Origin of the sequence: Pseudomonas sp., assembly GCF_030698175.1 — a bacterium.
Taxonomy (GTDB): domain Bacteria; phylum Pseudomonadota; class Gammaproteobacteria; order Pseudomonadales; family Pseudomonadaceae; genus Aquipseudomonas.
This window is the reverse complement of the sequence record NZ_JAUYNT010000002.1, coordinates 31,903-45,312: the sequence shown is the minus strand read 5'-3', so window position 1 is coordinate 45,312 and position 13,410 is coordinate 31,903. Positions and strand designations below refer to the sequence as shown.

General features: G+C 57.8%; 15 protein-coding genes and 2 tRNA genes. 1 reads left to right on the top strand and 16 read right to left on the bottom strand.

All coding sequences use genetic code 11. From position 1 onward, the window contains the following. Positions 1-2 precede the first annotated feature (2 nt). On the top strand, positions 3-1,436 hold the full coding sequence (locus tag Q8R10_RS00875; protein WP_305650145.1) for a M48 family metalloprotease: 1,434 nt from the start codon (positions 3-5) through the stop codon (positions 1,434-1,436). A gap of 75 nt (positions 1,437-1,511) precedes the next feature. On the opposite strand, the gene nadA is transcribed toward Q8R10_RS00875, so the two are convergent. The 16 genes from nadA to Q8R10_RS00795 form a co-directional block, all read right to left on the bottom strand. Then, entirely contained in the window at positions 1,512-2,570 is a 1,059-nt protein-coding gene (gene nadA / locus Q8R10_RS00870) for a quinolinate synthase NadA (RefSeq protein WP_305650144.1), read from the bottom strand. A 184-nt stretch (positions 2,571-2,754) separates the two neighbouring features. Next, positions 2,755-2,831: transfer RNA gene (locus Q8R10_RS00865), tRNA-Pro, on the bottom strand. 80 nt (positions 2,832-2,911) lie between these two features. Then, a tRNA-Lys gene (locus Q8R10_RS00860) sits at positions 2,912-2,987 on the bottom strand. Positions 2,988-3,044: 57 nt separating this feature from the next. After that, entirely contained in the window at positions 3,045-3,719 is a 675-nt protein-coding gene (queC, locus tag Q8R10_RS00855) for a 7-cyano-7-deazaguanine synthase QueC (protein WP_305650142.1), read from the bottom strand. A gap of 14 nt (positions 3,720-3,733) precedes the next feature. After that, positions 3,734-4,381 carry a 7-carboxy-7-deazaguanine synthase QueE gene (gene queE / locus Q8R10_RS00850; protein WP_305650216.1) on the bottom strand — a complete coding sequence of 216 codons (648 nt, stop codon included), beginning with the start codon at positions 4,379-4,381 and terminating at the stop codon, positions 3,734-3,736. Positions 4,382-4,748: 367 nt separating this feature from the next. Next, positions 4,749-5,561 (bottom strand): tol-pal system protein YbgF, encoded by an 813-nt coding sequence (gene ybgF, locus Q8R10_RS00845; RefSeq protein ID WP_305650140.1) that lies wholly within the window; start codon positions 5,559-5,561, stop codon positions 4,749-4,751. A gap of 6 nt (positions 5,562-5,567) precedes the next feature. After that, positions 5,568-6,068, bottom strand: coding sequence for a peptidoglycan-associated lipoprotein Pal (pal, locus tag Q8R10_RS00840; protein WP_305650138.1), 501 nt, complete (start codon positions 6,066-6,068; stop codon positions 5,568-5,570). A gap of 49 nt (positions 6,069-6,117) precedes the next feature. Continuing rightward, on the bottom strand, positions 6,118-7,419 hold the full coding sequence (gene tolB / locus Q8R10_RS00835; RefSeq protein WP_305650136.1) for a Tol-Pal system beta propeller repeat protein TolB: 1,302 nt from the start codon (positions 7,417-7,419) through the stop codon (positions 6,118-6,120). Further along, a complete protein-coding gene (gene tolA / locus Q8R10_RS00830; RefSeq protein ID WP_305650134.1) occupies positions 7,416-8,450 on the bottom strand; it encodes a cell envelope integrity protein TolA in 1,035 nt (344 codons plus the stop codon). Before tolA ends, tolB begins: the two co-directional genes overlap by 4 nt. Next, positions 8,450-8,908 (bottom strand): protein TolR, encoded by a 459-nt coding sequence (tolR, locus tag Q8R10_RS00825; RefSeq protein WP_305650132.1) that lies wholly within the window; start codon positions 8,906-8,908, stop codon positions 8,450-8,452. Before tolR ends, tolA begins: the two co-directional genes overlap by 1 nt. A gap of 121 nt (positions 8,909-9,029) precedes the next feature. Continuing rightward, positions 9,030-9,725, bottom strand: a complete 696-nt coding sequence (tolQ, locus tag Q8R10_RS00820) for a protein TolQ (RefSeq protein WP_305650130.1) — start codon at positions 9,723-9,725, stop codon at positions 9,030-9,032. A 2-nt stretch (positions 9,726-9,727) separates the two neighbouring features. Continuing rightward, the gene (gene ybgC, locus Q8R10_RS00815; protein WP_371133275.1) at positions 9,728-10,180 is read right to left on the bottom strand and encodes a tol-pal system-associated acyl-CoA thioesterase; all 453 of its coding nucleotides are present in this window, start codon (positions 10,178-10,180) and stop codon (positions 9,728-9,730) included. A 56-nt stretch (positions 10,181-10,236) separates the two neighbouring features. Then, positions 10,237-11,292 (bottom strand): Holliday junction branch migration DNA helicase RuvB, encoded by a 1,056-nt coding sequence (ruvB, locus tag Q8R10_RS00810; RefSeq protein ID WP_305650128.1) that lies wholly within the window; start codon positions 11,290-11,292, stop codon positions 10,237-10,239. 47 nt (positions 11,293-11,339) lie between these two features. Then, positions 11,340-11,945: a Holliday junction branch migration protein RuvA gene (ruvA, locus tag Q8R10_RS00805; RefSeq protein WP_305650126.1), complete on the bottom strand. Its 606-nt coding sequence runs from the start codon at positions 11,943-11,945 to the stop codon at positions 11,340-11,342. Positions 11,946-11,990: 45 nt separating this feature from the next. Next, positions 11,991-12,515, bottom strand: a complete 525-nt coding sequence (gene ruvC / locus Q8R10_RS00800; RefSeq protein ID WP_305650124.1) for a crossover junction endodeoxyribonuclease RuvC — start codon at positions 12,513-12,515, stop codon at positions 11,991-11,993. Positions 12,516-12,659: 144 nt separating this feature from the next. Continuing rightward, positions 12,660-13,406 carry a YebC/PmpR family DNA-binding transcriptional regulator gene (locus Q8R10_RS00795; RefSeq protein WP_305650122.1) on the bottom strand — a complete coding sequence of 249 codons (747 nt, stop codon included), beginning with the start codon at positions 13,404-13,406 and terminating at the stop codon, positions 12,660-12,662. Positions 13,407-13,410: the final 4 nt, after the last annotated feature.

Sequence of the window (13,410 nt, the reverse complement as noted above, 5' to 3'; positions counted from 1 at the left end):
GCATGAATTTTTTGCGCCCCACGCTGCTGACACTGGCCTGCCTGCTCGCCACTCCAGGGATTGCCAGCGATCTGCCCTCGCTCGGCGACTCCAGCTCCTCGGTGGTCTCCCCCCAGCAAGAGCACCTGCTCGGCCGCGCCTGGTTAAGTTTATTGCGCGGCCAGGTGGCACAGCTTAACGATCCGCAGCTCAAGAGCTTTGTCGAAAACAGCGTGTATCGACTGGTTGAAACCAGCCAAGTCCAAGACCGACGCTTAGAGTTTGTGCTGATCAAAAGCTCACAGCTGAACGCCTTCGCCGCACCAGGCGGCATTATCGGGGTCAACGGCGGCCTGTTTCTGTATGCGCAAACCGAAGCCGAATACGCCTCGGTAATGGCTCACGAATTAGCCCACTTATCCCAACGCCACTTTGCCCGCGGCCAAGAAGCCCAGCAACGCATGCAGCTGCCAATGATGGCCGCCCTGCTGGGTGGCATCATCGCCGCCGCTGCCGGCGCTGGCGATGCCGGCATGGCCGCAATAATCGGCACCCAAGCGGCGGCCATGCAAGAGCGGCAACGCTTCTCCCGGCAAAACGAGCAAGAAGCCGACCGCATCGGCATTCTTAACCTGGAAAAAGCCGGTTACGACCCGCGCGCCATGCCCAGCATGTTCGAGCGCCTGATGCGCCAGTACCGCTACGACCGCAAGCCACCGGAATTTCTGCTCAGTCACCCGGTGAGCGAGTCGCGCATTGCCGACACCCGCAACCGCGCCGAACAGTTCCCAGCCGCCGGCATCGAAGACAGCCTGCGCTATCAAATGATGCGCGTGCGGGTGCAAATTGCTTTCGAAGAAACCCCAGGGCTGGCCGCCAAGCGTTATCGCAGCATTCTCGATGAAAGCCCCAAGCAGGATATCGCCCGTTACGGCCTGACCTTGGCGCAGCTTAAAGGCGGCCTGCTGGATGAAGCCCGGGAGAGCCTAAAACCCCTGCTAGACAAAGCGCCGAATGAGCTGGTCTACAATCTGGTACTGATTGAGCTGGACACCACCGCCAATCGCCTCAAAGAAGCCCAAGAGCGAGTCCAACGGCTGCTCAAGCTCTACCCCAAGGATTACCCGCTCAATCAAAGCCAGGTTGATCTGCTGCTCAAGCAAAACCGCGCAGCCGAAGCCGAGAAAATTCTCGACATGCTGGTGAAGGAGCGCCCCTACGATCCGGACATCTGGTATCAGGTGGCGGAAACCCGTGGCCTGTCCGGCAATATCATTGGCTTGCACCAGGCGCGCGGCGAGTACTTTGCATTGGTCGGCGACTTCGACCAGGCCATCCAGCAGTTAGAGTTGGCCAAGCGCCGCGCCAGCAACAACTTCCAGCTGGCCTCGCGAATTGACGCCCGCCAGCAGATTTTTATCCAAGAGCAGCAAATGGTTAAGCAAATGCTGCGCTGAAGCTCTATCGAGCATTAGACGCGCAATAAAAAACCGGCCAAAAAACCGGTTTTTTATTGCCTGAGCGAGATGACCCTAAGCGTTACCCAACGACTGCAACCGCGCGGCCTGGGTGAAATCCAACATCCGCTTGAGCGGCTGCACCGCCCGCGGTATCAAGGCCGGGTCAACCAGAATCTCGTTACTGCCCTCGCGCAGGCACTGCAGGGTGCGCTCCAGGGTGTTCATCGCCATCCAAGGGCAGTGCGCGCAACTGCGGCACGCCGCGCCATTACCGGCGGTAGGTGCCTCGATAAAGACCTTGTCCGGACACAACTGCTGCATCTTGTAGAAGATGCCGCGGTCGGTGGCGACGATAAAGGTCTTATTCGGCAGGGTTTGCGCCGCCTTGATCAGCTGACTGGTGGAACCCACCGCATCAGCCAGATCAATCACCGCCTCGGGCGACTCCGGGTGCACCAGAATCGCCGCCTCCGGGTACAGCGCCTTCATGTCTTGCAGCTGCTTGGCCTTGAACTCTTCGTGGACGATGCAGGCACCGTCCCAGAGCAGCATGTCGGCGCCGGTTTGCTTTTGGATATAGCGACCCAGATGCTTGTCTGGCGCCCAGATGATTTTCTCGCCGTTATCCATCAGGCTTTCGACGATTTCCAGCGCGCAGCTGGAGGTCACCACCCAATCGGCGCGAGCTTTGACCGCCGCCGAGGTGTTGGCGTAGACCACCACGGTGCGCTCAGGATGCTGATCGCAAAAAGCCGCGAATTCCTCGACCGGGCAACCCAGGTCCAGGGAGCAGGTCGCCTCCAGAGTCGGCATCAGGATGCGTTTTTCCGGGTTAAGGATCTTCGCCGTCTCGCCCATAAACTTAACGCCGGCCACCAGCACAGTCTGCGCTGAGCTTTGGCTACCAAAGCGAGCCATCTCCAGCGAGTCGGACACGCAACCACCGGTTTCTTCGGCCAAGGCCTGAATCACCGGATCGCAATAATAATGCGCCACCAGCACGGCATTCTGGGCCTTCAGCTCGGCCGCAATGGCGGCGCGATAATGCGCTTCTTCAGCAGCAGTCAAAGGCTTGGGTTGCTGGGCATCGAGATGAGCTTGAACAAGCAGGCGTTCGGCAATCTGCGTCATGTTCTTTGGACCTGTAAGCGTGGGGCGCGACTGCCAAGTATACCAGCCGCGAGCCGTGCAACCGCACCGGCTAAACACTTCCACTAGCGTCTGTGCGATACAACCAGAGCCACCCAGGATGAGAAAAGCGTTCTGTCGAGCCAGAAACGAAAAAAGCGCCCTAGGGCGCCTTTGACTTGATATATGGTCGGGGTAAGGGGATTCGAACTCCTGACATCCTGCTCCCAAAGCAGGCGCGCTACCGGACTGCGCTATACCCCGATTTATGCAACGGCAAGCCGGCGCATGCTGCAATCGTATGGCGTGTAACTAATCGCTAGACGATTACATATTGAAAATGATGGTGGGTCGTGTGGGATTCGAACCTACGACCAATTGGTTAAAAGCCAACTGCTCTACCAACTGAGCTAACGACCCATCGGGGGCGTATAATACTGATTTATTGAACAAAATCAATAACAAGCAAGTAACCTTTTAGAAATAACGGGTTGGATCTACTACGCCCGCCTGGCTAAAACCTGCCGCGCGCAGCCGGCAACTGTCGCACTTACCACAGGCACGGCCCTGCTGATCGGCCTGATAACAAGACACCGTCAAGGCGTAATCAACGCCCAGACGCAACCCAGCCTGAACGATCTCACCCTTGCTCATGGCCTGCAGTGGCGCCTGAATCCGAAAGCCTTGGCCTTCGACCCCAGCCTTGGTGGCCAGATTGGCCAGGGTTTCAAAGGCGGCAATAAATTCCGGACGGCAATCCGGATAGCCGGAGTAATCCACCGCATTGACCCCGATAAAGATGTCGCGGGCGCCCAGCACCTCGGCCCAACCCAGGGCCAAGGACAGAAACAAGGTATTGCGCGCCGGCACATAGGTGACCGGAATCCCTTCGGCCAGGTGCTCGGGCACCGCAATCGAGGCATCGGTCAGCGCCGAGCCGCCGATACCATTGAGGTTCATGCCGATGACTTTGTGCTCGACCACCCCCAACTGCTTGGCCACCAACTCGGCGGCCTGCAGTTCAGAGCGATGGCGTTGGCCATAGTCGAAACTCATGGTGTAGCAGGCATAACCGTCGGCGCGCGCCATGGCCACTACGGTGGCGGAATCGAGGCCGCCGGAGAGCAGAATTACCGCTTTTTTATCTGTCATATTCGTCTCCCGCCTCAGTGTCCCGGCGCGTCATCCCAAAGAATTTTGTGCAGCTGCATTTGCAGGCGTACCGGCAAGTTGTCGGCAATGATCCACTCGGCCAAGGTGCGTGCGGCAACCTGATGATGGCTCGGCGAGAACAACACCTCGCCGGCACGCTGCTCGAGGCGATATTCGATCAGCTTGGAAACCGCCCAGTCGTAGTCTTCACGGGAGCAGATGACAAACTTGACCTGATCATTCACGGTTAAGTGGCCAATGTTGTCGTAGCGATTACGACCAACCTCGGCCGAACCTGGAGTTTTCAGATCGACCACGCGACTGACCCGCGGATCGACCGCCGCGATATCCAGCGCGCCGCTGGTTTCCAGCGAGACCTCGTAACCTGCGTCGCACAGTTGCTTGAGTAAAGGAATGCAATTGGGCTGAGCCAGTGGCTCGCCGCCGGTCACACAAACGTAGCGCGGCTTATAGCCGGCAACTTGTTCGAGGATGGCGTCCAACGATTGCAACTCGCCACCGCTGAAGGCGTAGGCGGTGTCGCAGTACTGGCAACGCAGCGGGCAGCCGGTCAGGCGAACGAACACAGTCGGTAAACCGGCGGTGCGCGTTTCGCCCTGCAGCGAATAAAAAATTTCGGTAATGCGCAGGGTTTCTTGCATATCAGCCACGGGCGTGACAGCGACACAGGCCATCCGCCTCCGTTGCGCCTCTTGAGAGGAAAAATGGGGGGCGTGGATTGTATACGAAAAAATCTCCAGGAGAGATTTTTCACGTCGCGCAGCGACGGCCCGCAGGGTGGCCGCCAGAGATGGCGGGCCATAAAAAACCCGCGACAGCAGACCGTGTGAAAACGTAGCGAGCGAAGGTTAGGCAAGGCAAAAACAGGCGAGGACGCGGAGTTTACGAGTTGTAAATGAGCAGTCCGAGCCTGTTTTTAACGCGGCATAACCGAGCGCAGTAGTTTTCACACAGTCTGACAGGCGCGGGCTTTCTTGATCATCTGGCCAGCCCCGTAAGGCGTCTTGATTACAAACGCTTCAACTCACGCTGCGCCAACTGCGCCGCCGAACTGGTTGGATACTGCGCAATCACTTGCTGGAATATCCCCTTGGCTTTATCCAGGTTGCCCAAGCGCAGTTCGACATCGCCCAGTTTGTATAACGAGTCCGGCACTTTGGTGTGGCTTGGATAGTTCTGGCTGACCTTGGCAAAGGCTTGCCCGGCGGCCTGCAAACGGCCCTGAGCGACATTCACCTCACCCAACCAATACTGGGCATTACCGGCGTACTGACTGCTTGGGTATTTGCGCAGGAAGGCCTCAAAGGCCTGACTGGCTTTGTCGAAGTCCTTGGTTTTGATCAGCTCAAAGGAGGCGTCGTAATAGAGCTTTTCTTTGGCTGGATCGCCAGGTTCGTTGCTAGCAGGTGCATTAGCCACCGGTGCAGCGGGGCTGCCAGCGGCGTTAATCGCGCCAGCAGCCGGGGAATTTTGCGTTGCTGGGGCGCCTATAGCACCGCCGGACAACCGCTGATCGAGAGACTGATAACGCTCCAGACCTTCTTGTTTTAAACGTTGAATCTCGTTTTGCTGCTCTTCCAGCATGCCACGCAGCTGACCGAGTTCTTGCTGCATCTGTTGCAACTGCAGAAACAGCTGGCCTTGCGCTGAGGCCGGGGCTGCTGCCCCGCCCTCTGCATAGGCGCCAGACGTGCCATAACCTGCGGGCGGATAACCACTGCTGCCAGAGGCTGCAGAGTTATCGCCCACGGGGATCTCAGCCAATGCCGCAAGCGGCAAGCTAAGGACCAAAACAGCTAAAGCACGCTGACACTTAAACATGGCTAATTACTTAACCAGGTTTACACGGCGGTTTTGCGCCATGCTTTCTTCGTCGCTACCGGTGGCAGCTGGACGCTCTTCACCGTAAGAAACCACTTCCAGCTGAGCTGGCGAAACGCCTTGCAGCACTAGGTAGCGCTGTACGGCCATACCACGACGCTCGCCCAGAGCCATGTTGTATTCACGGGTGCCGCGCTCATCGGTGTTGCCTTGCAGAACAACGCGCGAACCGTCGCCTTTCAAGTCTTTAGCGTGCACATCAAGGGCGCGCATGGCTTCTGGCAGCAGATCCGAGCTGTCATAAGCAAAATAGAAAGTGGTGATAGCGCGCAGAGCAGCTTCATCAGCCAGCATGCCGTCGGTGCCCGAACCTTGTGTGCTGGCGTCGTAGCCATTGTTAGGATTGGTACCTTCGCCAGTGTTTTCAGCGCCTTTCGACGAGCAACCAGCAGCTACTGCCAGAGTCAAAGCCAGTGCAGCAAGTTTGCCAAATTTCAGCATTTCCATCGTTTAACTCCTTGTGAGTTTTAGTTAATAAGCCCAAAGGCTGGTTGTTTCATTTGAGATAGGGGGACCACGAAGGTTCGCGGATTTCACCTTGGGCGGCAATTGGCAGCGGTATTTTCACGCGGCCATTGATCGACGCTAGAACCACTACGCCGCGGCCTTCTTGGCGGGTGGCGTAGATTACCATGGTGCCATTAGGGGCGACAGTGGGCGACTCATCCAGACTGGTCTGAGTCAGAATCTTCACCGTGCCACGGGTCAGATCCTGCGCAGCCACGCGGAATACTGCATAACCCTCTTGGCGGTGCACCATTACCAGGGTTTTCTCATCGGCCGACAGCTTTGGATTGGCGTTGTAGTTACCGATAAAGGTCACCCGTTCAACTGCGCCGCTGGCGATATTCATCTTGTAGATTTGCGGCTTGCCGGCGCGATCCGAGGTGAAGTAGATGGTCTGGCCATCTTTACCCCAAAAAGGTTCGGTATCGATACCAAAGTGATTGGTCACGCGCTGCAACTGGCGGCTGGCCAGATTCATCACGTAAATCTCCGGGTTACCGTCTTTGGACAGCACGAACGCCAGGCGCGAACCATCCGGCGACCAGGCGGGGGCGCCGTTCAAGCCTTCAAAGTTGGTAATCTGCTCGCGCCGACCGGTATCGATGTACTGAATAAAGATCCGCGGGCGCTTCTGCTCGAAAGACACATAGGCAATGCGCTTACCGTCGGCAGCAAAACTCGGCGACAAGATGGGCTCACGCGATTGCAGCAGGGTGACTGCACGGGCACCGTCGTAGTCGGCGCGTTGCAAGCTGTAACGAGTGTTATCCACCGAGAAACGCTCGGCAGTAACGAACAGCAAACGAGTTGAGAACGCGCCTTTAATGCCGGTCAGCTTCTCAAACGCCTGATCGGAGACAAAGTGCGCCATATCGCGCAATTGCTCGACGCTGCCGCTGACATTGCCGGCCATCACTTGCTGCTCGGTAGCCACGTTAAACAGCGCAAATTGCACCTGCAAACGCCCACCATCCGGCACTATGCTGCCGACCATAACGAACTGCGCACCCAAAGCCTTCCAGTCGCGGAAAATCACCTCGGAGGCTTGGGTCGGCAAGCTGATCATGTTTTGCGCGGGAATCGGCTCGAAAGTGCCGGAGTTGCGCAGGTCATTGCCGATGATCTCGGCCATGTTTTCTGGCAACACGGTGCCGCCTTGCCAGCCGAAGGGCACTACCGCGATCGGGATGGCGCGGTCATTACCGCCGGAAATAACCAGCGGGTCTGCCGCTTGCACGGCGCTCGCCAGCAACAGCAGGCCCAGCAAGGCGATACGAATCAGGGTAGTCACAGGCTCAAATCCTCCGGTTTAAAGACCGCACGCCGTTGGCGATACAGCTGATCAAAAGTTGCACGGTCTAATTGCTGCATTTCAGGGACACGACCCACTTTACGCACGGCCGACACGGCCGAGCCATCGAAAGCCGCATCACCGCTGGAGCGGGTCACGCTGGCACCGGTAATGGTGCCATCGGGGAGCATCTCTATCTGTACTTCTACGCTCATACCATTACGGGCAGAAGGCGGACGGGTCCAGTTATCGCTAACCAGTTTAACAATCAAGTCATCCAAACTGCCGGCAACTTCATCTCCTTGTGTGTCGGCGATGGCCTGCTGGTAATCGGTACTTTCGGAAAGCAACTCGGCCAAGGCCTGGGCCTTCTTGTCTTCTGCAGCCTTGCGCTTGGCCGCCTCGGCGGCGGTTTTCTTCTTCGCGGCGTCGGCAGCTTTCTTTTTGTCGGCCTCGGTGGATTTCTTCTTGGCCTCTTCTGCGGCCTTCTTTTTGGCGTCGTCTTCGGTCTTTTTCTTCTTGGCGTCGTCGGCGGCTTTTTTCTTCTGCGCTTCGGCTTCGGCTTTTTTCTTTTCTTCTTCGGTCTTTTTCTTGGCGACGTCGGCTAATTCTTTGACTTCGGCCGCCTTGGCAGCTTCTTCGACCTTCTTCGTCTCGGCCGCTTCTTGCTTGGCGGCCGCAGCCTCTTTCACCGCCTCAGCCTTGGCGTCGGCTTTAGCCTCTTCTGCAGCCTTGGCCACTTCGAGTTTTTCTTGTTCGTTTTTCTTTTGTTCAAGTTGCTCGGTTTGATTGGTCGGCGCTTTGGTCTTGACCGCCTCACCAGCAATTTTCTGATTGGTTTGCACCGTCGCCTTGCTCTGCGACTTGAGTTTATACAGGGTCGCCTGCACCACTGGCCGCGCGGGCGGCAGATCAGGGGTCATGGCAAAACTGACAAACAACATGGCAAACATCAGCACATGAAAAGCTACGGCCCAGATAATCGGCCAAAAATAGTTCTCTGCGGGTGACCGTTCGGGCTGCCAACGCATCAAGGAGCCTCGGTAATCAGCCCGACGTTGCCGACGCCAGCCTGTTGCAAGCCACCCATGGCCGCCATCACCGTTTCGTAGGCGAGGGTTTTATCGCCACGCAGCATGACCTGCACCGGTTTACCTTGGCGGCTGTTCTCGCCCATGATCCCTTTAACCGCAGCGGTCATTTGCGGTAGCGTCAGCGCCTTATCCAGCGCGCTCTTGGCGTCAGTGTCGACTTCCTTACCGAAATTCCAGTAAAAAGTTTTGTCGGCCTTGATCGAGATCGTCAGCACTTGCGCGTTGTTATCCTGCTGCAAAGCCTCGCTACCGACCTTGGGCAGATCGACTTTCACGCCTTGGTTCATCATCGGCGCAGTCACCATGAAAATAACCAGCAGCACCAACATCACGTCGATGTAAGGCACCACGTTCATTTCCGCGTGGGGTTTACGTTTCTGGCGAACTCTGGCCATGACTTAGCACTTACCCATAGGTTGCAGGCCGATAGAAACAGCAGCGTTGTTATTCATCGCTGGTGTGAACCTTGCCGTGCGGAACATATTGCCCTGGAACTCATCGCCCGCCACAACGCACCTACTCATCACTGGTGTGAACCTTGCGATGCAGAATCGCCTGGAATTCGTCGGCAAAGGTGTAATAACGACCGATCAGCATTTCGCTTTGGGCGGCGAAGCGGTTGTAGGCGATTACCGCCGGAATGGCCGCAAACAGACCGATTGCCGTAGCAATCAAGGCCTCGGCAATACCCGGCGCGACAGTGGCCAAGGTAGCTTGCTGGGCTGTGGCTAAACCACGGAAGGAATTCATGATCCCCCACACGGTACCAAACAGGCCGATATAGGGACTGGTGGAACCTACCGTGGCCAAAAATGGCAAACCTTGATCGAGCTTTTCTTCTTCGCGCGAGATGGCCACGCGCATGGCCCGCGCCACACCCTCCATCACCGCCGCAGGATCAACACCCGCCTGCTGACGCAGACGGGAGAACTCTTTAAAGCCGGCGCGAAAAATCTGCTCAACGCCCGAATCCGGGTCTGGATTGCTGCCTGCCTGGCGATACAGTTTGGACAGATCGATACCCGACCAGAAGCGCTCGTCGAAGTTGTCCAGCGCACGCTTGGCGGCGCGCAGCATATTGCTGCGCTGAAAAATCATCACCCATGAGGTGACCGATGCAGCCACCAGAATCAGCATGACCAATTGCACCACCACACTGGCGTTGCTGATCAGGCTCCACATGGAGGAATGGTCTACGGCGTTGGCTTCCACGCTTACTCTCCTGCACTGGGCTGACCGGCGCCGCTGTTGCTGGCAAATGCCGCATTCAGCGTCGCCGGAATGGCCCGGGGTTTGAAACTATCGGCGCGCACACAGGCCACCAGAAACTGCCCTTCGCAGAGCAGTACGTTATCCGCAGCCCGCCTTACCTGTTGACGAAAGCGCAGGCTGGCACGGTTTAATTCGATTACATCGGCACTGACTAACAGCTCATCATCCAAACGCGCCGGCACGAAATAACGCGCCTCGCACGAATGCACCACAAACAAAATACCTTGATCGGCCAATTGCGACTGAGCAAAACCACTGGCGCGCAGCAATTCGGTGCGCGCCCGCTCCATAAACTTGAGGTAATTGACGTAGTAAACGATGCCACCGGCATCGGTATCTTCGAAATACACCCGACAGCGATGGGCAAATGGCTGCCCTTGGTTTTGCGCGCGCATACTCTAGTGCTTACTCCCCGGCTTGCCAATCGGCATCTGCAACTGATTGTGTCCCGTTACTGCTCATCCGCGGCCAGCTCGACGGACGGCAAATCGCCCAATCGCGCTGGAATATTCAAGCCAAAGTGCAAATACGCATGACGGGTGACCACCCGACCGCGCGGGGTGCGCATGATATACCCCTGCTGGATCAAATAGGGTTCCAACACATCTTCAATGGTGTGGCGTTCCTCGCTAATCGCCGCTGCCAAGCTATCGATGCCGACCGGGCCACCATCGAACTTCTCGATCATGGTCAGCAGCAAGCGCCGATCTTGCTGGTCGAAGCCGTGCTCATCAACGGCCAGCAAGTTCAGCGCCAGGTTGGCAATTATCTGGGTAATCTCGCCTTGGGCGCGCACCTGGGCGTAATCACGCACGCGGCGCAACAAGCGGTTGGCGATTCGCGGCGTGCCGCGGGCACGCCGGGCAATTTCAAAGGCGCCAGCCTGATCAATCGGCAAGCCCAGAATGCGCGCCGAGCGGGTGACGATGGTGGTCAAGTCGACCACGCTGTAAAACTCCAGCCGCTGCACAATGCCGAAGCGGTCACGCAGCGGATTGGTCAGCATGCCGGCGCGGGTGGTGGCGCCAACCAGGGTGAAGGGCGGCAGGTCCAGCTTGATCGAACGCGCCGCAGGGCCTTCACCGATCATGATGTCGAGCTGGAAATCCTCCATGGCCGGATAGAGGATTTCTTCGACTATTGGCGACAGGCGATGGATTTCATCGATAAAGAGCACATCGCCCGACTCCAGGTTGGTCAGCATCGCCGCCAAGTCGCCGGGGCGCTCCAGCACCGGGCCCGAGGTGCTTTTGATCGACACGCCCAGCTCCTGGGCAATGATATTGGCCAGAGTGGTCTTACCCAGCCCAGGCGGGCCGAAAATCAGGGTGTGATCGAGCGCCTCGTTACGTCCGCGCGCCGCTTGGATAAACAACTCCATTTGTTCGCGCACAGCCGGCTGACCAATGTATTCGGCCAGCTTGAGCGGGCGAATAGCGCGGTCTTGCTGCTCTTCGCGCTCGCGCGGGTTGGCGGTCGCGGTAATCAGACGATCAGCGTCTAGCATGGCTGCTTACACATAAAAGGCACATATAAAGAGTCATAGATGAGGGGCTAGCCCATACCTTTAAGAGCACGGCGGATTAAGTCTTCACTGGACAGGCCATCTTCCTTGACTGCAGCCACGGCGCGACTGGCTTCCTGCGGCTTGTAGCCCAGCGAGAGTAACGCACTCAGGGCATCATTCTCCGCATTTGAGACTGGCGCGCCAGCACTAGGTTCAATCCCCAGATCGCCCATGCCGGGCAAAGTCTCCCAGGCATTGAAGCGGTCCTTAAGTTCGACCAGCAGGCGCTCGGCGGTTTTCTTGCCGACCCCAGGGATTTTCACCAGCACCGAGGTGTCTTGCGCCTGCACGCAACGCACCAACTCATCCACCGTAAGGCTGGACATCAGCGCCAGCGCCAGCTTCGGACCGACGCCATTGAGCCGAATCAGCTCACGAAACAGCTGCCGATCACGTTTATCGGCGAAGCCATAGAGCAGCTGGGCATCTTCGCGCACCACCAGATGGGTATGCAAAATCAACGCCTCGCCGACCGCCGGCAAGCGATATAGGGTGGTCATCGGCACTTCCAGCTCATAGCCAACGCCGTTTACATCCAGTATCAGGTGCGGTGGCTGTTTCTCCACCAGGGTGCCACGCAAGCGTCCAATCACAGAGATTTCCTTAACTTAAAGACAGCCATAACTTGAATGCGGGGTTTATAAACGCAGGCGCCCGCCTCGGCTGCGCGCGCCGAGCAGGCCATGGGCCAGCAGACTTTGCCGGCTATGGGCATGACAAAGGGCAATCGCCAAGGCGTCGGAGGCATCGATTTGCGGCTTTTGCGTGAGCTTTAGCAGGTGCATGACCATTAACTGCACCTGTTCCTTGGCCGCCCCGCCGCTGCCGGTGACTGCCTGCTTCACCTGGGTGGCAGTGTATTCGGCAATCTCCAGACCAGCTTCGGCCGCCGCCACTATGGCCGCGCCACGGGCCTGACCGAGCTTGAGCGCCGAGTCGGCGTTCTTGGCCATAAACACCTGCTCAATGCCCATGGTGATCGGCTCAAAGCTTTGAATCACCTCGCGCACGCCGCGAAAGACGATCTGCAAGCGCTCCGGCAGCGGCCCGCTGCCCGTGCGAATGCAGCCAGAAGCCACGTATTCGCAACCACGCCCAAGATCCCGGACCACGCCGTAACCGGTGATCCGCGAGCCAGGGTCTATACCCAAAATCAGCGTCATGCCCGTTCACTCACTTAAAGCGCCATACTGTTTATATATCCAGCTTGCGAGTATAGGGAGTCCCGGCGACGGCGTCACTCGCAGCAAGCATAAAAAAACCGGAAGCGCCTAAGGCAACTTCCGGTTTGTGCACCGCCAGCAGTATCAGTCCAACTGATCTATCAGCTCATCGGCAATTTCGGCGTTGTGGTAGACGCTCTGCACGTCATCCAGGTCTTCCAGCATGTCAATCAGCCTGAGCACCTTTTGGGCGACCTCAAGCTCGGTAATCGGGGTCATGATCGATGGAATCATCGCCATTTCGGCCTCATCACCTTTGAAACCCGCCGCTGCCAGCGCCTCGTTGACCGAGTGAAAGTCGCTAAAGGAGGTGTACACCTCTGCCGAGCCATCATCGGCCACCACCACGTCATCGGCACCCGCCTCCAACGCCGCTTCCAGCAAGGCATCTTCATTCACGCCCGGGGCGAAGCTGATCTGGCCTTTACGGTCGAACATATAGGCCACCGAACCGTCGGTACCCAGATTACCGCCACACTTAACAAAGGCATGCCGCACCGCGGCTGCGGTGCGATTGCGGTTGTCGGTCATGGTTTCGACAAACACCGCGACGCCATTGGGCGCGTAACCCTCGTAACTGAGCTCTTCGACGTTATCGCCATCGGTGTTGCCGGCGCCACGGGCGACGGCACGGTCGATGGTGTCGCGGGTCATGTTGGCGGTCAGGGCTTTATCCACCGCCAATCGCAGGCGCGGATTTTCCGCCACCAGCGCACCGCCCTTGGCCGCGACCGTCAGCTCACGAATCAGCTTGGTGAAAATCTTGCCGCGCTTGGCGTCTTGGCGCCCTTTGCGGTGCTTGATGTTGGCCCATTTGGAATGACCAGCCATAACT